The organism is Pseudomonas arabinosi (assembly GCF_047758675.1).
Lineage (GTDB): Bacteria > Pseudomonadota > Gammaproteobacteria > Pseudomonadales > Pseudomonadaceae > Aquipseudomonas > Aquipseudomonas arabinosi.
In genome coordinates, this window is record NZ_CP180480.1 from 765,187 (window position 1) to 784,919 (window position 19,733).

General features: G+C 58.2%; 16 protein-coding genes and 1 pseudogene. 8 read left to right on the forward strand and 9 right to left on the reverse strand.

Annotated features, from left to right (window positions below; genetic code table 11):
* The first annotated feature begins 99 nt into the window (after positions 1-99).
* The 4 genes and pseudogenes from fba to ACMXYJ_RS03540 all read left to right on the forward strand — a co-directional run bounded on the left by fba (position 100) and on the right by ACMXYJ_RS03540 (position 2,542).
* Positions 100-1,164: a class II fructose-bisphosphate aldolase gene (fba, locus tag ACMXYJ_RS03525; RefSeq protein WP_046045276.1), complete on the forward strand. Its 1,065-nt coding sequence runs from the start codon at positions 100-102 to the stop codon at positions 1,162-1,164.
* A gap of 149 nt (positions 1,165-1,313) precedes the next feature.
* Entirely contained in the window at positions 1,314-1,565 is a 252-nt protein-coding gene (locus ACMXYJ_RS03530; RefSeq protein WP_415758794.1) for a helix-turn-helix transcriptional regulator, read from the forward strand.
* A gap of 366 nt (positions 1,566-1,931) precedes the next feature.
* A pseudogene (locus ACMXYJ_RS03535) lies at positions 1,932-2,015 on the forward strand (class II fructose-bisphosphate aldolase); the annotation flags it as partial.
* Positions 2,016-2,230: 215 nt separating this feature from the next.
* On the forward strand, positions 2,231-2,542 hold the full coding sequence (locus tag ACMXYJ_RS03540) for a hypothetical protein (RefSeq protein ID WP_415758795.1): 312 nt from the start codon (positions 2,231-2,233) through the stop codon (positions 2,540-2,542).
* Between the two features lie 1,077 nt (positions 2,543-3,619).
* Here the strand turns inward: ACMXYJ_RS03540 and ACMXYJ_RS03545 are convergent.
* Entirely contained in the window at positions 3,620-3,913 is a 294-nt protein-coding gene (locus ACMXYJ_RS03545) for a fructose-bisphosphate aldolase (RefSeq protein WP_415758796.1), read from the reverse strand.
* Between the two features lie 521 nt (positions 3,914-4,434).
* On the reverse strand, positions 4,435-5,103 hold the full coding sequence (locus tag ACMXYJ_RS03550; protein ID WP_415758797.1) for a polysaccharide lyase family 7 protein: 669 nt from the start codon (positions 5,101-5,103) through the stop codon (positions 4,435-4,437).
* Positions 5,104-5,428: 325 nt separating this feature from the next.
* On the opposite strand from ACMXYJ_RS03550, the gene ACMXYJ_RS03555 reads away from it, so the two are divergent.
* Genes ACMXYJ_RS03555 through ACMXYJ_RS03565 form a run of 3 tightly spaced genes read left to right on the forward strand, consistent with a single transcriptional unit; the run spans position 5,429 to position 8,417 of the window.
* Positions 5,429-7,552, forward strand: a complete 2,124-nt coding sequence (locus ACMXYJ_RS03555; protein WP_415758798.1) for a putative bifunctional diguanylate cyclase/phosphodiesterase — start codon at positions 5,429-5,431, stop codon at positions 7,550-7,552.
* 45 nt (positions 7,553-7,597) lie between these two features.
* Positions 7,598-8,089, forward strand: coding sequence for a M48 metallopeptidase family protein (locus ACMXYJ_RS03560; protein ID WP_008151965.1), 492 nt, complete (start codon positions 7,598-7,600; stop codon positions 8,087-8,089).
* Positions 8,090-8,120: 31 nt separating this feature from the next.
* The gene (locus ACMXYJ_RS03565; RefSeq protein ID WP_008151963.1) at positions 8,121-8,417 is read left to right on the forward strand and encodes a winged helix-turn-helix domain-containing protein; all 297 of its coding nucleotides are present in this window, start codon (positions 8,121-8,123) and stop codon (positions 8,415-8,417) included.
* A gap of 108 nt (positions 8,418-8,525) precedes the next feature.
* Here the strand turns inward: ACMXYJ_RS03565 and ACMXYJ_RS03570 are convergent, their stop codons facing one another.
* Entirely contained in the window at positions 8,526-8,978 is a 453-nt protein-coding gene (locus ACMXYJ_RS03570; protein WP_415758799.1) for a GNAT family N-acetyltransferase, read from the reverse strand.
* A gap of 257 nt (positions 8,979-9,235) precedes the next feature.
* Between ACMXYJ_RS03570 and ACMXYJ_RS03575 the strand changes: the two genes are divergently transcribed.
* Positions 9,236-9,973, forward strand: coding sequence for a substrate-binding periplasmic protein (locus tag ACMXYJ_RS03575; RefSeq protein ID WP_415758800.1), 738 nt, complete (start codon positions 9,236-9,238; stop codon positions 9,971-9,973).
* 125 nt (positions 9,974-10,098) lie between these two features.
* Here ACMXYJ_RS03575 and yccS read toward each other — a convergent pair whose 3' ends face one another.
* From yccS to ACMXYJ_RS03605, 6 genes are all read right to left on the reverse strand, one after another.
* Positions 10,099-12,282: a YccS family putative transporter gene (yccS, locus tag ACMXYJ_RS03580; protein WP_415758801.1), complete on the reverse strand. Its 2,184-nt coding sequence runs from the start codon at positions 12,280-12,282 to the stop codon at positions 10,099-10,101.
* Between the two features lie 231 nt (positions 12,283-12,513).
* A complete protein-coding gene (locus ACMXYJ_RS03585) occupies positions 12,514-13,692 on the reverse strand; it encodes an NAD(P)/FAD-dependent oxidoreductase (protein ID WP_415758802.1) in 1,179 nt (392 codons plus the stop codon).
* Positions 13,693-13,835: 143 nt separating this feature from the next.
* On the reverse strand, positions 13,836-15,173 hold the full coding sequence (dbpA, locus tag ACMXYJ_RS03590) for an ATP-dependent RNA helicase DbpA (protein ID WP_409201442.1): 1,338 nt from the start codon (positions 15,171-15,173) through the stop codon (positions 13,836-13,838).
* 105 nt (positions 15,174-15,278) lie between these two features.
* Positions 15,279-16,706, reverse strand: a complete 1,428-nt coding sequence (mdtD, locus tag ACMXYJ_RS03595) for a multidrug transporter subunit MdtD (protein ID WP_415758803.1) — start codon at positions 16,704-16,706, stop codon at positions 15,279-15,281.
* A gap of 125 nt (positions 16,707-16,831) precedes the next feature.
* Positions 16,832-18,169: a TldD/PmbA family protein gene (locus ACMXYJ_RS03600; protein ID WP_415758804.1), complete on the reverse strand. Its 1,338-nt coding sequence runs from the start codon at positions 18,167-18,169 to the stop codon at positions 16,832-16,834.
* A complete protein-coding gene (locus ACMXYJ_RS03605) occupies positions 18,169-19,611 on the reverse strand; it encodes a TldD/PmbA family protein (protein ID WP_415758805.1) in 1,443 nt (480 codons plus the stop codon). Before ACMXYJ_RS03605 ends, ACMXYJ_RS03600 begins: the two co-directional genes overlap by 1 nt.
* Positions 19,612-19,733: the final 122 nt, after the last annotated feature.

Consider the following 19,733-nt stretch of genomic DNA (forward strand, 5'->3'; position numbering starts at 1 on the left):
CAGGCCGGGCTGACCCCCGATCTGCAATAACTTGAATAGCCGCCGCCGCTACGGCAGGCTGGCACGATTAACGACCCTCAACCGGGAGATACACACACAATGGCACTTATCAGCATGCGCCAGATGCTGGACCACGCAGCCGAGTTCGGCTACGGCGTTCCAGCCTTCAACGTCAACAACCTTGAGCAGATGCGCGCCATCATGGAAGCCGCTGACAAGACTGACTCCCCGGTGATCGTCCAGGCTTCGGCCGGTGCTCGCAAATACGCCGGCGCACCGTTCCTGCGTCACCTGATCCTGGCGGCAATCGAAGAATTCCCGCACATCCCGGTGTGCATGCACCAGGATCACGGCACCAGCCCTGACGTCTGCCAGCGCTCCATCCAACTGGGCTTCAGCTCGGTGATGATGGACGGTTCCCTGGGCGAAGACGGCAAGACCCCGACCGACTACGACTACAACATCCGCGTCACCCAACAAACTGTAGCCCTGGCTCACGCCTGCGGCGTATCGGTAGAAGGCGAGCTGGGCTGCCTGGGTTCGCTGGAAACCGGCATGGCCGGTGAAGAAGACGGTATCGGCGCCGAAGGCGTTCTGGATCACAGCCAAATGCTGACCGACCCGGAAGAAGCCGCTGACTTCGTCAAGCGCACCCAGGTCGACGCCCTGGCCATCGCCATCGGCACCAGCCACGGCGCGTACAAGTTCACCAAGCCGCCTACCGGCGACGTACTGGCCATCGACCGCATCAAAGAAATCCACAAACGCATCCCGAACACCCACCTGGTGATGCACGGTTCGTCTTCGGTTCCGCAAGACTGGTTGGCGATCATCAACCAGTACGGCGGCGACATCAAAGAAACCTACGGCGTACCGGTTGAAGAAATCGTCGAAGGCATCAAGCACGGCGTGCGCAAGGTCAACATCGACACCGACCTGCGTCTGGCGTCCACCGGTGCGATGCGTCGCCTGATGGCTACCAACCCGAGCGAGTTTGACCCGCGTAAGTTCTTCGGCGCGACTGTTACTGCCATGCGTGATGTGTGTATCGCACGTTATGAAGCGTTTGGTACGGCGGGTAATGCTTCGAAGATCAAACCGATCTCTCTGGAAGCGATGTACCAGCGTTACCTGAAAGGTGAGTTGAACGCCAAGGTCAACTAAGCCTTTGGTGTTTGAATCGCATTAATAAACCCGCCGAGAGGCGGGTTTTTTAATGCCTGGGAGTTCTTCCAGGCTTAAGGTGCTTGAAATGTTCAACATAGCGGACGTAATCAGCCTTTAATCTGTAAAAGTCCGATATAGGTAACATTGTGCTGATTCTGAATCCCCCAGCCCTCGGCGAGAGAATACGCCTGCTGCGCCGTGCTAAAGGCTATAGCCAGCAACAGCTGGCGGACAAAGCCAAGTGCAATCGTAAAACGATTATTGACTTGGAAGCCGGTGAAAACGTGGCGGTCTACACCTTGTTCAGGGTCATTGCGGCGCTGGGAATGGCACTCGAAATCGTGGATAAACGAATCGACCTCAAATCTCTCTCTGATTTGGTAGAGCACGATGAGTAAAGTCAAATTGCTTGAGGTCATGACTCCGCAAGGGCTGTCGGGCGAGTCAGCAACGTGCTGCATCCAATATTCGATATGAACGTGCCAGAAGGATTTCTGGCGGACCAGATCAAGCGCCGGATGGCCAAGCATATGCAGGTGGATGAAATGCGCCTGTGTGAAAAGTTACCCTGACCGCCAGCAATTGATTGAATTTGGTCGCAAGCATTGTGTTGTGGATAGGCCCGCGTTAATCATCGAGCGGATTGCCGAGGCGATGACTGAGGCGCTCGCGAACAATCAACATCGCACAGACGGTGAGCTGTTTTCGGGTATGCAGACTGAATGGGATGCGGGGCGGCTGATGGCGCTTAATGATTCGATAACAATGCTTCGAAGATCAAACCGATCTCGTTGGAAGCGATGTATCAACGGTATTTGAAGGGTGAGTTGAACGCGAAGGTTAACTAAGCCTGGGTGTTAAACAGCGTTGACAAAGAACCCGCCGAGAGGCGGTTTTTTTGTAGGCGAAGGCTTTTGTCATTCTTTATCGCCAAATCTTATAAAAAACTGTCAAATGTAACAGGTGTTTTGATTGTAGGAGTTCGGCTACTCTACTGTGTCGCTACAGACTATATAAGTAGTTGGTTCCTTTATCTGAGATTTTGACTTGAGGGTTTTATAAAATGACCAATGCCAAGACTGTGCCGCGTTATGCAATTCAGGGTAGGTTAGGAATGAATCTTCACCTTAATGATATTGGCCCGGAAGGATCAAGGGTAACGTTCGAGCCTGGGGAGATCACTCATAGAATTGCAGTTGAAGTTACTGGTGCCGGTGGCGAATATGTAAGCCTGTCGGGTAGTGTGATGGCAGTTTCCGGTGGGCTGGTAATTCCTCTTGCGTTATTAAGTCTGAGTAAGGGTGAAAAGATTTCCATCGTGGTGCGGGAACTGCCTGGTGAATTTGAGGAGATAGTTCTAAATGTGACTGATTAATATGGCTAAAAGTGTTCAGTTTGGTATAGCGAGAAAGGCACTCGGTATGGGTTTTACCGAGTTCGTTAAAGCAAAGGTCTTCATCCAGCCAATGGTTTTCTGCAGTTCCGTTGAGGCGCAGGTGCAAGCTCGACGAGGGGTAATCTTGTGCCTGCCGAACCATTTGCACTCGCACCGGGTTTAGCTCGATGTATCGACTGCAGGCCGTGCTCCTGCCGGAAAAGCCGTTTCCAGCATTTTTTCCTTGAAGTTATATCAGTTATCGCAAAGACGTATTAAAAACTGTCATTTATTACAGGTGACTTAATGCTGGTTGTTACCTATCGTTGAAGGCGCAACCCGAAAAGAAAGAGTTAGGATTAAATAGATCTGGCCACTTTCTTGTCCCTGTATGATATGTATTGGTCTCGAGATTAAGGTGAATTATGAAAAAAATAACTGCAACGTTATTTGTAGTCATGAGTTTGTCCAGCGCGTGTGGATCGGTTCTTGCTAATGATACAGCTCAGCGCACATCTTATGACGCACTAGGGCGTTCTTCAAAAACCGTGATTGCTGCTGAGTGCACCAAGGAGAATTATGATCCTGAAAAATGTAATAAGAAGTAGTGGGCTAATTGATCTGCCCCACGCTGAGAGATACAAAGCCCGAATACAAGTCAAAGTCTCTTACCATTCCTGCTGGTGAGACGACAGTTCTGGGTGGTAATGAAAATGGTAAGGGTCCTAAGAAGGTGCGGGTCGATCCGGATAGGCTCTAAAAGCATCTCGCAGCGAACTAGGCGCTAAAAGTGTACCGGTCCTGGAATTTAATGGATCTGTCCACTTTATTATTTGCTATTGTTTTCATCTAAAAATGAATACATAAAAACAACCAAGTGATGGAGTGCGCAATTATGAGTACGAAGGATCTAAAGCCAGATGGTAAAAAGCCTGCGCCTTACACAGTGCCTGTACCATCCCCTTTGGGTGATAGCGGAAACGGAAAAAGACATGCCCCCTTCACACTTCCGAAAGAATCCAGGTAGAAGTTCGTCAAAAAACCCGCAGTAAATGCGGGTTTTTTATTGCCTGTCGGCTACTGGGCAGTAGGTGTTTCAAACCCACGCTGCTCAATCACCCGAAACACATCATGCACATCTCGGATCAGGATCAAGGCGATGTTGGTGACGGTGTTGATGTCGTTCTCGGCGTAGTCCGGCAGGCTGGTGCAGGCCATGAGATTGAGGTATTTGAGGACGGCGTTGAGGCGTTCGCTGACGCAGTTGTGGAGTTCGCGGATGGGGGCGTCGCTGTCGATAAGGAGGACGGGGTAGTCGGTGGCGAATTGGGACATGGGGGTGAAGCGGCGGGGCGGATTGTTCATTGTCATAAGTAAATCTTCCTTGTATCTAAAAGGAGAGCTACTCGTACCGTAAGGGCTGCGAAACCCTATCGCCAACGATGTCAGCGACAGGCCAACTTTAGGCAGCGATTCGGGTGGCCGCAACCGGGCTGTAGGACGCCTTTGCGGTCATGTGGCGAGGGAGCTTGCTCCCGTTCGGCGGCGCAGCCGTCGTAAAACCGGGCACTGCGGTGTGTCTGAGGAAATTGGGGGGAGGGTTTGGGGCTGCTTCGCCGCCCAGCGGGAGCAAGCTCCCTCGCCACGGTCGGAGTGGTCCTACGAGTTTTGCAGACGCTGGGGTTTTGTAGCAGCTGTCGAGCGAGCGAGGCTGCGTTCGGCTCGGGCCGCGTTCGGACGTAGCAGTCGTAAATCAGGCAACGCGTTTATTCCGGTAGACCGGTTGCGAGGACTTCGTCCTCGGGCGCAGCCTCGCAGGCTCGGCAGCTGCTACAGAGATCGAGTTGTTCTTGGGAGGGTTGGGACGCGGAGCGTCCCGATCTGGGGTGAGGCTACTTATCGTGATCAATATCGAGTTTGCTGAACGTCACTTTCCCGCCTTCACTGGTGTACCCGGTGTGGTCCTGCACATAAACACCGGCCTTGAAGTACAGCGGCTTGTCGCGCCAGGTCTTGCTGATGTCGGTGTCCCACTGGTAGCCCGCCGCACTGATGCCCAGCGCGCCGCCCGGGCTCAGGTGGATGAGGTAGGAAAACTCCCGATCCAGTTTCACCCCGGTAGCAATGGTGATTACCCGTCCTTCACCGTCATCGGGGCGCATGCGAACCTTGGCGACGATGTTGCCCGACTGCGAGCTGGTCGAGTACTGATACTCGAGCTTCACCATGGGCTTCTGGCTTTCATAGGCGTGGATCTGGCCAATGACGATCTTGCCCGAGCTCGGTACCTGGTTCACCGCCAGGGTGGCACGCAGGGAGTTGTCGGCGTCCGGGTAGAGCCAGTTTTTCAGGGTGCCATTGCTGTAGGTTTCGCGAAGTTCAGTGCGGGGGTACTTTGCGTTTTCAGTTTTGGAACCGGTGACCGGGGCCCAGAAAAACAAGGTGCCGGTGTCGGAGTGGAAGTATTGGTCCTTGAAGCCATTCACCAGTTTTGACGTTTCAACGGTGTACGGCGGATTGCCGACGGGAACGCTCAGGTTCCAGGTTGCGAGATCGATCATAGACAAAAGCTTCCACGGTTTTTTTTGCTGCACGCACGTGCCAGAAGCTCTAGCACGCGCCTTGGAGGGCAGTCTTTATAAGCGCAGAAGGGGTATTTGTTAATGCCCGTCTGGCAGATCGTTGACGCCAACATCCTGTCGAAATGCCATCTTTCCCGGTTTCAGGGGCCTGTGGCGCTGACCGTTAGTCGGCAAATGGACGCTTTGGTTAAATGATGGCGTACTGATAGCTTCTGCTTTTGCGGAACCCGGTCTAGAGTGAAGGCTTAGTATTTGTCCGGTTTTCACGAGAAACCGGCCTGACGTCCCGCATAAGAGAAGCAGCATGGAATGCGCGCAACCCACGCCAGCTGAAGGCAACTCAATTCTTTTAATCGTTGATGATTACCCTGAAAACCTGATCAGCATGCGCGCGTTGTTGCAGCGCCAGGACTGGCAGGTCATGACCGCCGCCTCGGGCTTCGAGGCGCTCAGTCTGTTACTCGAGCACGATGTCGACCTGGTGCTGCTGGATGTGCAGATGCCGGGCATGGACGGTTTTGAAGTGGCACGCCTGATGCGCGGCAGCCAGCGAACCCGCCTCACGCCGATCATTTTCCTTACCGCCAACGAACAGTCCCAGGACGCCGTGCTCAAGGGCTATGCCAGTGGAGCGGTGGATTACCTGTTCAAACCGTTCGACCCGCAAATTCTCAAGCCCAAAGTCCAGGCGCTGCTCGAACATCAGCGCAATCGTCGTGCATTGCAGCGCCTGAGCCGCGATCTGGAGGTCGCACGCGCGTTTAATGCCTCGGTGCTCGACAATGCCGCCGAAGGCATTCTGGTGGTGGGTGAGGACGGTCTGATCCGGTTTGCCAATCCGGCGATGTCGCGGCTGCTCAATGCCACGGTGCAAGATCTGCAAGGCAAAGAGTTCCTGGATTTCCTGCAACATCCGCACATCCCGATCTGGGCTGACTCCGAGCTGTTCGCCGGTTATAAACGCGGCGAGATCCTGCGCCTGCATGATGCATTGCTGCGTACGGCGCCCGGCCAACAGGTGCCTGTGGCGCTGTCCTGCGCGCCGTTGCCCAGCGAGCAACATGCGATGGTGGTGACGGTGCTGGACATGTCGGTGGTGCGCCATCTGCATCAGCAACTGGAGTTCCAGGCGGTCACTGATCCATTGACCGGGCTGCTCAATCGTCGCGGCTTTTACCAGACGGCGGAAAACCTGCTGCTGCGTGGCGACCGCTCTGACAGCGCCTGGGTGCTGCTGTATCTGGACCTCGACGGCTTCAAACGGGTCAACGATTCCCTCGGTCACGATGCCGGCGACCGGGTGCTGCGGTGGGTGTCCGAGCAGTTGAAGGCCTGTCTGCGGCCCTTCGACATTCTGGCGCGCATGGGCGGTGATGAGTTCACTGCGTTGCTGGATCTGGAATTCCCCGAGCAAGCGGCAAAGATTGCCGAGAAGCTGATTGAGCGGGTGTCGATCTGTCAGCAGATCGATGGTCTGGATATCGCGTTGGGCGCCAGCATCGGCATTGCGACGTACCCGGATTGCGGTTCCAATCTCGACGGTTTGTTGCGCGCGTCAGACATCGCCATGTACGAAGCCAAGCGCGCCGGCCGTCAGCAATATCGTTTCTACGATCACGAAATGAACGGCCGGGCGCGCTCGCGGCTGATGCTCGAAGAAAGTGTGCGCGCGGCGATCGAGAACCGTGATTTCAATTTGGTGTATCAACCGCAGGTGGCCATTGCCAGTGGGCAGACTCGCGGGTTCGAAGCGCTGATCCGCTGGCAGCACCCGAGCGTCGGTGATGTACCACCGGGGCTGTTTTTGCCATTGCTGGAAGAGGCGCGGTTGATCAGTCACCTGGGCAGCTGGATCTATCAGCAAGGGGCGAGCCAGCGAAAAGCCTGGGAAACCGTGTTTGCCGACGACCTGGTGCTGGGTGTCAGTTTGAGCAGCACGCAGTTCGGCATGCCCAATCTGGTCACCGAGTTGCGCCAGGTGCTGGAGCGCCATGGGTTGCAGGCGCGCCATCTGGAAGTCGAGGTCACTGAAGAGGCCTTGATGCAAAACCCCGAGGAAACCCGTAAACAGCTTCGCCTGCTGCGTAATCTGGGTGTGCGAGTGGCCCTGGATGACTTTGGTTCCGGGCCGTGTTCGCTGTCTCATCTGCGGGATCTGGAGTTGGACACGCTCAAGTTCGACCGGCATTTGATTGCGCGGCTTCTGGAGTCCTCACGCGATGCGGCGCTGGTGCGCAATGTGATCGGGCTGTGCAAGGAGTACGGGATGCTGGTGATTGCCGAGGGGGTGGAAACCGTTGCGCAATATCGATGGCTGCAAGCCAATGGTTGCGAGTACGTGCAAGGGTTTCTGGTCGCACGGCCGATGATGGCCGAGGACGTCGGCGACTTCGTGCGGCCGTTCGACTGGAACACGCTGACCGGCTGAATTCGCTACACTGGCGACCTTTTCGTGAATCGTGTTGCCGCCCCAATGACCGCGTTGAAATACCTCCAGGCCTATCCTGCTGCACTGCAGGACCAAGTGCGCCAGCTGATCGCCGACGGTCGGCTGGGCGATTACCTGAGTCAGCGTTACCCGGAAAAACACCGGGTACAGAGCGACAAGGCGTTGTACACCTATACGCTGGACCTCAAGCAGGAATACCTGCGAAATGCCCCGGCCATCGATAAGGTGTTGTTCGACAACCGCCTGGACCTGACCCACCGCGCCCTCGGATTGCACACCGCGATATCCCGGGTGCAGGGCGGCAAGCTCAAGGCCAAGAAAGAAATTCGTGTTGCTTCGTTGTTCAAGGATGCACCTGCCGAGTTTCTGAAAATGATCGTGGTGCATGAGCTGGCGCACTTCAAAGAGTCGGATCACAACAAGGCGTTCTACAAGCTTTGCGAACACATGTTGCCGGGGTATCACCAGGTGGAGTTCGATGTGCGGGTGTACCTGACGTGGCGGGATATGCAATAGAGATCAAAATATCGCAACCGGGAGTGTTTAGATGGATGTAAGCAAGACCAAGAGCAGCTTCTATCGTCGGTTGTACGTGGCGTACCTGATTGATAGCGGGCTGGCCAGTAGCGTCCCGGCGCTGACCGAAGTGACCGGCATGCCCCGGCGCACGGCGCAGGACACCATCGCGGCGTTGGCGGATCTGGATATTGTTTGCGAGTTCCAGCAGGAAGAGGGTGCGCGCAATCATGCCGGGCGCTATCGGATTCGCGAGTGGGGGGCGATAGATAGGGGATGGATCGAGCGCAATCTTCGGCAGATCAAAGCGGTGCTGGAGTATCCCTGAGATTTTGTGGTGAATGGACTGACGCCTTCGCGAGCAAGCCCGCTCCCACATTAGATATCCATTGCGCCGCAGATCAATGTGGGAGCGGGCTTGCTCGCGAAGGGGTACTTAAAGGCGGCGCATTCCTATGTGGGGAATGTCATCTTCGAGAAACTCCTCGCCCGCCACCACAAATCCATATTTAGCGTAATACCCCTGCAAATGCGCCTGGGCCGAGAGATAGATCGGTACTTCAGGCCAGCGCTTTTCCGCCTGTTTCAACGCCTGCGCCATCAACTCATGACCAAGCCCTGTACCGCGCGCTTGAGGGGCAATGATCACCCGCCCGATGACCACGTCGCCACCCTGTAACTCCGGGTCGAGCAACCGCAGGTACGCCACCAGCCGATCCCCGTCCCAAGCCATTAAATGGCAGGTGTCACCTTCCAGATCCTGGCCATCGATGTCCTGATAGACGCATTTCTGCTCAACGACAAACACCTCGGCACGTAGCTGCAGAATGGCGTACAGCTGTTCTTTGCCTAGATCGCTGTGGTGTTTGCAGACCCAATCGATTGTCATCTTCACACTCCTTGAACATCGTCGCTCCGATACTAAGCGCCCAGGCGAAAGATGTCTGTATGGCAGAGAAATCTGTGACAAAGGCCAAAATGCCATCATTCATTTCGCGCGGCCTTGTCTTGTTTGTGTAATCTGAGGTGAAGCGCTGTGCAGTGGCTTCGATGAGCTAATGTTGGTACTTGGGTTTGGCAGTACGGGGACCTTGGAGTTTTGGCTGAAAACACGTCGGGCGTCCCGCCCGCTAAGGATTTTCTAGCATGCCGCGATTGCATCGAGCCTTTGCTTTGATTGGATTGCTGTTGCTGACTCAAAGCGCGGCAGCGGAAAAGCTGCGATTGGTCGCCGATGCCTGGCCGCCCTTTACCGACTCCTCGCTGGTCAACGGTGGTTTGGCCACGGACATCGTCAGCACCGCACTGGCCCGGGCCGGATATGCCAGTGACTTTGAACAAGTGCCTTGGGCGCGGGCCTTGCTGGGGGTTGGCGAGGGTCGATACGACGTGTTGGTCAACGCCTGGTACACCGACGATCGTACAAAGCTTGGCCAGTTTTCCGGCGAATACCTGCTCAACCGGGTGCGCTTTCTCAAGCGCAAAGACACGCCGATCGAATACAACAACCTGCAACAACTGCATACCTACCCGATTGCGGTGGTGCGCGGTTATGCCTATTCGCCAGAGTTCGATGACGACGTATCGCTGCAGAAAGTCCCGGTGCACAGCTTCTCCATGGCTGTGCGCATGGTCGCCGCCAACCGGGTCAAATTGACCCTGGAAGACGAATACGTCGCGCGTTACTACCTGGCCCGGGAATCAAGCAAGGTGCGCAATGCCGTGGAGTTTTTGCCCAAGCCATTGAGCGAGAACAGCCTGCACATCCTGGTCAGCTTGAAGAACCCCAGGCATGAACAGATCGTCGCCGGTTTCGACCGCGAGATCGCGGCGATGAAGGTGGATGGCAGTTATCAGCGGTTGATGAAACAGCATGGGATGTGAGTTTTGTGGTGTGGCTGATGGCCTCATCGCGAGCAAGCTCGTTCCCACATTTGATCTTCATTGCGCCACAAATCAGTGTGGGAGCGGGCTTGCTCGCGAAGGGGCCCGCTCAGCCACCGCAGATCTCAATCCTCACTCGTTTCCTTGATGAGGTGCGCTGCCAACGTCCGCAATGGCCCAAGCTGACGGCACATCAATGCCAATTGCGTCTGCACCAGCCGTTGGCCTTCATCAAGTTCGTCCGGCATCTGTTCGAGCGTATTGGCCAGTGCCTCTTCCTCATCGCTTTGAATCGCAATCGGCAGTTTGCTCGCCAACCCTTGGGCAATCTCATCAATGCTGGTGGCCAGTCTCACGCCGGCACCGTCGATCAAATGCTCGCGCACGTCGGGCGGTAGCTGGGTTTCCCGGTGTGCGCCCAGTCCGGACAAATAACTGAGCAAGGTGTGCGACAGCACCAGGAAGCGGAACCCGACATCCGCCTCCTTACGGAAATGCCCCGGTTCCATCAGCATGTTGGCGAGCGTCGTCGACAGTGCCGCGTCAGCGTTGTGCGCATTGCGTCGGGCCAGGCGATACGCCAGGTCGTCGCTTTTGCCGGCGGCGTATTGCTGCATGATCTGGCGCAGGTAAATGCTGTTGCAGGTCAGGGTGTTGGCCAGCACCTTGTTCAGGCGTCGGCCCTGCCAGTCCGGCAGGAAAAGGAACACCGTCAGCCCGGCGATCAGGCTGCCGAGCAAGGTATCGAACAACCGCGGCAGGAACAGCCCATAACCATCCCCGACCTGGTTGAAGCAGAAGAGCACCATCAAGGTGATCGCGGCCGTCGCCAAGGTGTAGCGGGTGGTGCGGTTGATAAAGAACACCACCCCGGCGGCGATTGCGAAGCACGATTGGACCAAGGGATTCGGAAACAGATCGAACAGCGCCCAGGCCACGGTCAGGCCGATGGCGGTGCCGATGATCCGTTGGCCGAGTTTGCGGCGGGTGGCGCCGTAGTTTGGCTGGCAGACAAACAGCGTGGTGAGGATGATCCAGTAACCCTGGGACGGGTGGATCAAATGCACCATCCCGTAGCCGATGCTCAAGGCCAGGGGCAAACGCAGTGCATGACGGAACAGCAATGACGTCGGTGTCAGCTGCGTGCGTAACCGAATCCACACATCCTTGAGGCTACGGGGCGAACGGTCGAGCAGGCTGCTGTCGGTGGCATCGGCCAAGGCGTCGGGGTTGCTGGCATCGCTGAGCAAACGGTCGAGCGTGCCGAGGTTGGCCGCCAATGCCCGCAACGAACGCAGCAATCCGCGCCACGCCGGGTTGCTCTGAATGCGCAAATGTTCGAGGGAGGCGTGCAGGTCGCTCAGGGCTTCGGCGAAGCTCGCGTCATAGATGAACGGCTGGCGCATCTGGATCGACTCGGCTAGCGCCCGGCAGGCCTTGCCTTGCTGGCGCAGCAAGCGCTGGCAGCGGAACATCACGTCGCTGTGAAAGAAGGCATCGGCGAGGGCGTTGTAAGGGTAGTGCGAGGAACTGGCGCGCTCGTGGATGTCCTGAGCGAGGAAGTACAGCTTCAGGTAACGGCTGAGTTTCGAGCCCGGTCGACCGTTGCCGACCCGGTGCAGGATGATTTCCTTGGCGGCGTTCAGGGCGGCCACGACACGACCGTTTTGCTGCGCCAGTTCCAGTCGACGCGCTTCCACGTCCATCTGCCGGATCGGCTCGAACAGCGACGATTTCAGCTTCAGGTAGTAACCCAACTCGCGGAACAACCGCGCCAGGCTTTGCTGCACCGGCTGATTGGAAAACATCGCCTGCCACAGCACCGAGAGCAAACCGTACCAGGCCGCACCGGCCACCAGCAGCACTGGCTCGTGCCAGAAATCGGTGACTGCACCGCCGCGCTGGTCCACGCCGATCATGGTGTAGACCGACAGAATCAACGTCGCTGACGCAATCGCGCCATAGCGTTCACCCAAGGCGCCGAGCATGGTCAGGCCGAAACTGGCCAGGGCCAGGGCGATGACAAAAACGATGGGGTAGGGGAAGAGCAACTCGACGGAGAGGGCGGCGACGCTGAAGCACACCAGCGTCACGGCCAGTGCGTTGAGGCGGCCTTGCCAACTGTCGTCGGTCTCGGCCAGGGCGCTGGCGATGATCCCGAGGAACAGCGGGATCAGCAGCCCCATTTCATCCTTGTACCAACACAGCGCCATGCTGCCGGTCAGGGCGATGAACACCCGCACGCTGTAGCTGAATTTATCCAGCGCCCAGAGGCGACGCAGAGACTGACTAAACGGGGTCGATGACATGAAGTGCGAGGGCCTTCCGAGGCAATGACGCTAAATTGAGCCAGTAATGACGTCGACGCAATGGCGCCGATCACATCTGACAGCAAAATCTGTTCCTTACTTATCAACACATAACCAATGTGGGAGCGAGCCTGCTCGCGAAGAGGCCAGTACATTCAACATTGAAGTTGTCTGTCAGGCCGCTTTCGCGAGCAGGCTCGCTCCCACATTTTGTTTTGTGTACGGCTTTGGTCAGACGTACTGCGCAGCAGCGTAGCCGGAGGCCCAGGCCCACTGGAAGTTGAAACCACCCAGATGCCCGGTCACGTCGAGCACTTCGCCGATGAAATACAGGCCGGGGCTTTTCAGTGATTCCATGGTCTTGGACGACACCTCGTTGGTGTCGACGCCGCCCAATGTCACTTCAGCGGTGCGATAACCTTCAGTGCCGGCCGGCACCACTTTCCAGCTCGCCAGTTTTTCGGCGATGTCGGCAATTTCCGCGTGGGTGTACTGCTTCATCGGTTTGGAGACGAACCAGTTGTCCGCCAGCAGGTTGGCCATCTTCTTGGTGAAGATTTCCCCGAGCAGGGTTTTCAGCTCGCTGTTCGGACGTTCGGCTTGCTGCTGTTGCAGCCAGCTCGGCACGTCATGGTCCGGCATCAGATTGATCTCAACCGTATCGCCGGATTCCCAGAACGAAGAGATCTGCAAAATCGCCGGACCACTGAGGCCGCGGTGAGTGAACAGGATGTTCTCGCGGAAACTCTGGTCATTGCAGCTCACCAGGCAATCCACCGACGTACCAGACAGTTCGGTACAAAGCTCCTTGAGCTGATCGGTGATGGTGAACGGCACCAAACCTGCCCGGGTCGGCAGCAGGTCGTGGCCGAACTGCTTGGCCACTTGATAACCGAAACCAGTGGCGCCCAGCGTCGGGATCGACAAGCCGCCAGTGGCGATCACTAACGATTCACAGGTGATCTGATCGAGGGTGGTTTGCAGCAGGTAGCCGCTTTCCATTTTCTCGATGTGCTGGATCGAGGTGTCCAGGTGCAGGCTGACGCCGACTTGGTCGCACTCGTTGAGCAGCATTTCAAGGATGTCGCTGGATTTGTTATCACAGAACAACTGACCGAGTTTCTTCTCGTGGTACGGCACGCCGTGTTTGGCAACCATCCCGATGAAATCCCACTGGGTGTAGCGCGCCAGGGCGGATTTGCAGAAGTGTTCGTTCTGCGAGAGGAAATTGCTCGGTTCGGTGTACATGTTGGTGAAATTGCAGCGGCCACCGCCCGACATCAGGATTTTCTTGCCGGCCTTGTTCGCATGGTCGAGCAACATCACCTTGCGCCCGCGCCCGGCGGCGGTCAGCGCACACATCAAACCTGCGGCGCCAGCGCCAATGATCACGACTTCGGTAGAGCGCAAAACGGTGTCCTCTTGATGTGTCACCACAAAACAAACTGTGGGAGCGAGCCTGCTCGCGAAAGCGGTGTGTCAGTCAGCCTATAGGCCGACTGACAAATTGCATTCGCGAGCAGGCTCGCTCCCACAGGGGAGTTGCGTTGTTCTTACAGAATACGCACGCGCAGCGAACGGCCTTTGATCTTGCCGTCGTTCAGGCGCTGCAAGGCTTGCTTGGCGATCCCGCGTTCCACAGCCACATAGGCCTGGAAGTCGAAAATCGCGATCTTGCCAACCTGAGCGCCCGGAATACCGGCATCGCCCGTCAGTGCGCCCAGAATGTCGCCCGGACGCACCTTGTCTTTACGGCCAGCGCCGATGACCAGCGTGCTCATCACCGGCAGCAGCGGTGCGCCGCCCTGGGATTTGAGGTTGTCCAGCTGATCCCAGCTCAACGGCGACTTCTGCAGTAGCTCGATGGCTTGGGCGCGGTGCGCTTCGGACGGTGCGACCAGGCTGATCGCAATACCTTTCTCGCCAGCACGACCGGTACGGCCAACACGGTGGATGTGGATTTCCGAATCACGGGCCAGTTCGACGTTGATCACCATGTCCAGCGCATCGATGTCCAGACCGCGAGCGGCGACGTCGGTGGCAACCAGCACCGAAGTACTGCGGTTGGCGAACATGGCCAGTACCTGGTCACGGTCACGCTGTTCCAGATCGCCATGCAGGCCGACGGCGGAGATGCCTTTGGAGGTCAGGTGATCGACGGTTTCCTGAACCTGCTGCTTGGTGAAGCAGAAGGCTACACAGGAGGCTGGACGATGATGCGCGAGGACTTTGACCACGGCGTCCATGCGCTCTTCCGGGGAAATCTCGTAGAAGCGCTGCTCGATCTGCGTGTCGTCGTGGAACGCCTCGGCCTTCACGATCTGAGGGTTGCGCATGAACTTCGCGGCCAACTGCTTGATGCCCGTCGGGTACGTGGCGGAGAACAGCAGGGTCTGGCGACGCTCCGGGCACTGGGCAATGATTTCTTCGATGGAATCGTAGAAACCCATGTCGAGCATGCGGTCGGCTTCGTCGAGGATCAGCGTGTTCAGGCCATGGAGAATCAGCGAACCCTTGCGCAGGTGCTGCTGAAGGCGGCCCGGGGTGCCGACGATGATGTGCGCGCCATGCTCCAGAGAGCCGATCTGCGGGCCGAAGGACACGCCGCCACACAAGGTCAGGATCTTGATGTTGTCTTCGGCTCGGGCCAGACGACGGAGTTCCTTGGCGACCTGGTCAGCCAGCTCACGTGTCGGGCAAATGACCAGCGCCTGGCAACCGAAGAAGCGCGGATTGATCGGGTTCAGCAGGCCGATACCGAAGGCGGCGGTCTTGCCGCTGCCGGTCTTGGCCTGGGCGATCAGGTCCATCCCCTTGAGGATCACCGGCAAGCTTTGCGCCTGGATCGGCGTCATCTCGGCATAACCCAAAGAGTCGAGGTTAGCCAGCATGGCGGCGGACAGCGGCAAAGTATTAAAAGCGGTGGCGATGGTGGTCACGGGACTGGCCTGCAAAACAAAATGTCGCGCAGTGTACCAGTCCGGTGGCCATTCGCCCTAAGGCTCTATGTGCTCTTCCGGACGCTTGACGCGCCGTCCGTCTTCCTTTGAGAGCTGAGAAAAGATCGTTGCAGCCAGCATCGCCATGATCCCGACCGTTACGAAGGTCAGCTGGAACGCGCCCAGAACCGTGTCCACTCCGTCGTTGCCGATCTCCGCCGTGAAGCCGCCGAGCAGCGCACCGGCACAGGCAACGCCAAGGCTCAGGGACAATTGCGCGACCACCGACAGCAAGCTGTTGCCGCTGCTGGCGCTGGCGTCGTCGAGGTCGATCAGGGTTACGGTGTTCATCGCGGTGAACTGCAAGGAGTTGATCGCCCCCAGAATCGATAGCATCACCAACAGCAGCCAGTACGGCGTTTGCTCGCTGACCAGGCCCATGCTCGCCAGCATCAGCCCCAGCGCCAACGTATTGCCGGTCAGCACGATGCGATAGCCCAAACGTTCGATCAGCGGTCGCGCCACCGACTTGGCGACCATCGCTGCCGCCGCCAGCGGCAACATGCTCATCCCGGCCTGGGACGGCGAGTAACCCAGCGCCACTTGCAGCAGCAACGGCACGAGAAACGGCAGGGCGCCGCTGCCCAGTCGGGCGAACAGGTTGCCGAGAATGCCCACGGCAAACGTCCGGGTCTTGAACAACGACGGTGCGAACAGCGGATTTTCGATGTGCCCGGCCCGCAACCAATACGCCGCCAGACAGGCCATGCCGCCGAACAGCAGCAGCATCACGCGCAAGTGCGGCAGGTGCAGCTCGCCGAGGCCTTCCATGGCGATGGTGATCAGCACCATCGCCGCGCCGAACAGTAAAAAGCCCAGGCTATCGAAGCGGGTACGTTCGGTGCCGCGCAGGTCGGGGATGAATTTCCACACGGCGTAGCAACCGACGGCGCCCACCGGCAAGTTGATCAGGAAGATCCAGTGCCAGGTCAGGTATTCCACCATCCAGCCGCCCATGGTCGGGCCGATCAACGGGCCGAGCAATCCGGGAATGGTGATGAAGCCCATGATTCGTACCAGCTCCGAGCGCGGGTAGGCACGCAGCACCACCAGCCTTCCGACCGGCAACATCAGCGCACCGCCCAGGCCCTGAATCACCCGTGCGCCAATCAGCTGGCTCAGGGTGCTCGACAGTGCGCAGAGCAACGAGCCGAGGCTGAACAGCAGGATCGCGCTGAAGAAGATTTTCTTGGTACCGAAACGGTCGGCGATCCAGCCCGAGGCAGGGATCAGCAAGGCGACGGTGAGCATGTAGGCGATGATCACGCCCTGCATGCGCAACGGGTCTTCGGCCAGGTCTCGGGCCATGGCGGGCAGGGCGGTGTTGAGGATGGTCCCGTCGAGGGATTGCATGAAGAACGCGATGGCGACAACCCACGGCACCCAGCGGGCGGTGACAGCGTCGAGAGGCGGGCGGTTGGGCATGGGACCTCTTGTGGGTGTGATTCAGGGAGTCCGCGGTGACTTCATCGCGAGCAAGCTCGCTCCCACAGGATGTTCGCTGTCCATGTGGGAGCGAGCTTGCCCCGGGCGGCGTTCCGACGATGCTTTTACAGGGTCAAGGTCAGTTTGCTGACCAGCGCCCCCGGCAACAATGCCGAAGCGGTGGCCCGCTGGCTGTAGGTGCTGGCCGACAACATCAGCTCGCGCTCCTCGGTCAACGCTTCCAGCTGCGATCCAAGCAAACTGTACGCACTGTCATCAAACCGCATCGTACTCACCGGCGCCTGAATCTCGCCGTTCTCGACCCAGAAGGTCGCAAATCGCGTCATGCCGGTCAGGCGTGCTGCCGGTTGGTCCGAGTAGTTCAGGTACCACAGGTTGCTGATGTACAGCCCCGTGCCCAGTTGCTTGAGAATCTCTGCATCAGGCAACGTACCGGCCGCCATGTTCACTGCGCTTGGCATTTCACCACCGCTGGCGCCATTGGCGGTCAGGCCGTATTCGGCCGCACTGCGTGAACTGACCATCTGCGCGCCGGCCTTGCCGTTGACGATCAACCCCAGATCGCTGCGCGGATAACCTTCGCCAGAGAATGCCGGGCTCAATGAACCGCTGACCTTTTCATCCACCGACACCAGCGGGCTGAACGCACTGTCGCCCGCGTAAAGCTTCTGCAGCGGACTGTTTTTGCTGGCAATCGACTGCGCCGAGAAACCGCCCCAGCCCAGCATGTCCATGATTTCTCCCAAGGCTGCCGGCGCCAGATAGGCGCGGTACTGACCGGGCGCCAGGGTGTGTTGCGGTCTGCCGAGAAACGCCAACTGCTCGCGTGCCTGCGCAAAGCGCTTGGCAAACCCTTCGCTGTTCCAGTCGTGCCCGGCGTAACTGGCTTTCACTGCTTGGCCGTTTTCATGGACCAGACTGAAATCAAAGTTGAAGCTGTTGGCCTGATGCCAGCCGAACGCGCCCGAAGAACTGGCGAAACCACGACTGATCGGGCCCGCGGCGTAGAAACCCACCAGGTCCAGCCCTTCGGCCGCCTGGGTGATTTCAGCGACCACCTGCTCGGTGTCCGGCAGCGGGTGATCCTGCACGTTCTTGCTTTGCCAGCCGTTGTAGTTGAGCAGCAGGTACGGATCCTGCGGCAGCAACGGCAAGGTTTCGCGCAACTGTTGCAGACCTTCGACCAGACGCTGAACGTCGACTTCAGCATCACCGGAAAGGGTGATGTTCAGGTCGGCATGCCGGCCATCATCGATCAGTTTGAAACCGACGCTCGCCTGCTGCACCTGACCGGCCTGACGCACCTTGGCGTGGTTGAAGCGCACGAAGGCCGACGATTCCGCGGCGTAACTGAGGGTGAACTGTTCCGGCTCGTGAATCGCCTCGCGCAGCCAATTGACCAAGGCCTTGAACGCATCAGCCTGACTTTTTGAAGTACTCATCAGGCATCTCCCCCAAACACATCAACGTTGCTGAATACACAGGCCGGCGACGCATGGCCGACGCGGATCACCTGGTTCGGTTCGCCCTTGCCGCAGTTCGGTGTGCCCAGGACCTTGACGGAGTTGGCATCACCAACGGCGCTGAGGCTTTTCCAGAACTGCGCGGAAATCGCCCGATAGTTCGGGTTCTTGACCACGCCTTTGAGTTCGCCGTTTTCGATCAGTTGGCCCCATTCACAGCCGAACTGGAATTTGTTACGGGCATCGTCGATGGACCACGAGCGGTTGGTGCTCATCAAGATGCGGTGCTCGATGTTGCCGATCATCTGCTCCAGCGGTTGATCGCCGGCCTCGATGTTCAGGTTGGCCATGCGATCGATCGGCGGACGGTTCCAGCTGCAGGCGCGGCTGTTGGCCACGCCATCCATGCCGGCACGGAATTGCGACAGCGCACCGCCCAATGGGCGCAGCAGCAAGCCTTCTTTGATCAGGAATTGTTTGCTCGCGGCAGTACCGTCGTCGTCATGCCCGTAGCTGGCAAGTTGTTCGGGGATGTCCGGGTCGAAGGTCACGTTGAGCAGTTTGGAGCCGTACTGCAGGCTGCCAAAGTCTTCGGCCTTGACGAAACTGGTGCCGGCGTAATTGCGCTCGTCACCGAGGATGCGGTCCAGTTCCAGCGGGTGACCGATGGACTCGTGGATCTGCAGCATCATCTGGTCCGGCATCAACAGCAGGTCACGCGGGCCTTTCGGGGTGTTCGGCGCCAGCAGCAATTGCAACGCCTGATCGGCGACTTTCGGGCCGGCACCGACCAGGCCGCAGCGGCTGATCACATCAAAGCCGCCTTGTTGGCCGAAATTTTCGCGGCCCAGGGTTCGGGTCTGGCTGTCGTTGCCGTCGTAGGCGGTGACTTCCAGGCTCGGGTAGACGAAACGCTGGGCCTGGCGCAGTTCGGCGCCGGCGCTGTTGAGGTAGATCTGCTCGACGTTAGTGATGCCGATGCTCACCTGCCAGTTCACCAGTCGCTCGTCCTTGGGCACGGATGCGGATTCTGCACCGAGCAGTTGGTAGCAATCACTCAGGGACGGGAAGGGCTGGTCGAGGTTCGGCGAAAAGTAATCGGCGCGGTCGCTGGAAACGGCTTGCTCGCGCAGGTCGAGCAGGGCGTGGGGCTTGAGTCGACGGGCTTGCTGCTCGGCTCGCTCCAGCGCGGCTTGCAGGCCGGATTGCGACAGGTCATTGGTCGCGGCGTAGGCTTCGACGCCGTTGATCCGAACGGTCAGCATCGCGCCTTCGTCACGGCTCAGGCTGGGAGGTTCGGCGACATTCTTGCGTACCGACAGGTATTGGCCGGACTCGCGCACATAACGCAGCGAAAAGAATTCAGCGCCCGTGCGCAAAGCAGCAAAACGCTGCTTGAGCTGGGGGTGGAAATCGAACATTCGGGAACCTCCTTGGTATGGAGTGGCGGTGTATCGATGTTGCGAGGGGGTGAAACGTTTGCGTGGCGCTAGATTAGGCCTGCGCGGGGGGTAGGATCAAGCGCGGAGCGGTGTAGGAAGGG

Excerpts from the sequence above, each read along its gene's own strand:
- ACMXYJ_RS03575 (WP_415758800.1), top strand. The coding sequence starts at position 9,236 with ATGCCGCGATTGCATCGAGCCTTTGCTTTGATTGGATTGCTGTTGCTG.
- fba (WP_046045276.1), top strand. The coding sequence starts at position 100 with ATGGCACTTATCAGCATGCGCCAGATGCTGGACCACGCAGCCGAGTTC.
- mdtD (WP_415758803.1), bottom strand. The coding sequence starts at position 16,706 with ATGCCCAACCGCCCGCCTCTCGACGCTGTCACCGCCCGCTGGGTGCCG.
- ACMXYJ_RS03605 (WP_415758805.1), bottom strand. The coding sequence starts at position 19,611 with ATGTTCGATTTCCACCCCCAGCTCAAGCAGCGTTTTGCTGCTTTGCGC.
- ACMXYJ_RS03570 (WP_415758799.1), bottom strand. The coding sequence starts at position 8,978 with ATGACAATCGATTGGGTCTGCAAACACCACAGCGATCTAGGCAAAGAA.
- dbpA (WP_409201442.1), bottom strand. The coding sequence starts at position 15,173 with ATGCTGGCTAACCTCGACTCTTTGGGTTATGCCGAGATGACGCCGATC.
- ACMXYJ_RS03550 (WP_415758797.1), bottom strand. The coding sequence starts at position 5,103 with ATGATCGATCTCGCAACCTGGAACCTGAGCGTTCCCGTCGGCAATCCG.
- ACMXYJ_RS03560 (WP_008151965.1), top strand. The coding sequence starts at position 7,598 with ATGACCGCGTTGAAATACCTCCAGGCCTATCCTGCTGCACTGCAGGAC.
- ACMXYJ_RS03545 (WP_415758796.1), bottom strand. The coding sequence starts at position 3,913 with ATGACAATGAACAATCCGCCCCGCCGCTTCACCCCCATGTCCCAATTC.
- yccS (WP_415758801.1), bottom strand. The coding sequence starts at position 12,282 with ATGTCATCGACCCCGTTTAGTCAGTCTCTGCGTCGCCTCTGGGCGCTG.
- ACMXYJ_RS03555 (WP_415758798.1), top strand. The coding sequence starts at position 5,429 with ATGGAATGCGCGCAACCCACGCCAGCTGAAGGCAACTCAATTCTTTTA.
- ACMXYJ_RS03540 (WP_415758795.1), top strand. The coding sequence starts at position 2,231 with ATGACCAATGCCAAGACTGTGCCGCGTTATGCAATTCAGGGTAGGTTA.
- ACMXYJ_RS03600 (WP_415758804.1), bottom strand. The coding sequence starts at position 18,169 with ATGAGTACTTCAAAAAGTCAGGCTGATGCGTTCAAGGCCTTGGTCAAT.
- ACMXYJ_RS03565 (WP_008151963.1), top strand. The coding sequence starts at position 8,121 with ATGGATGTAAGCAAGACCAAGAGCAGCTTCTATCGTCGGTTGTACGTG.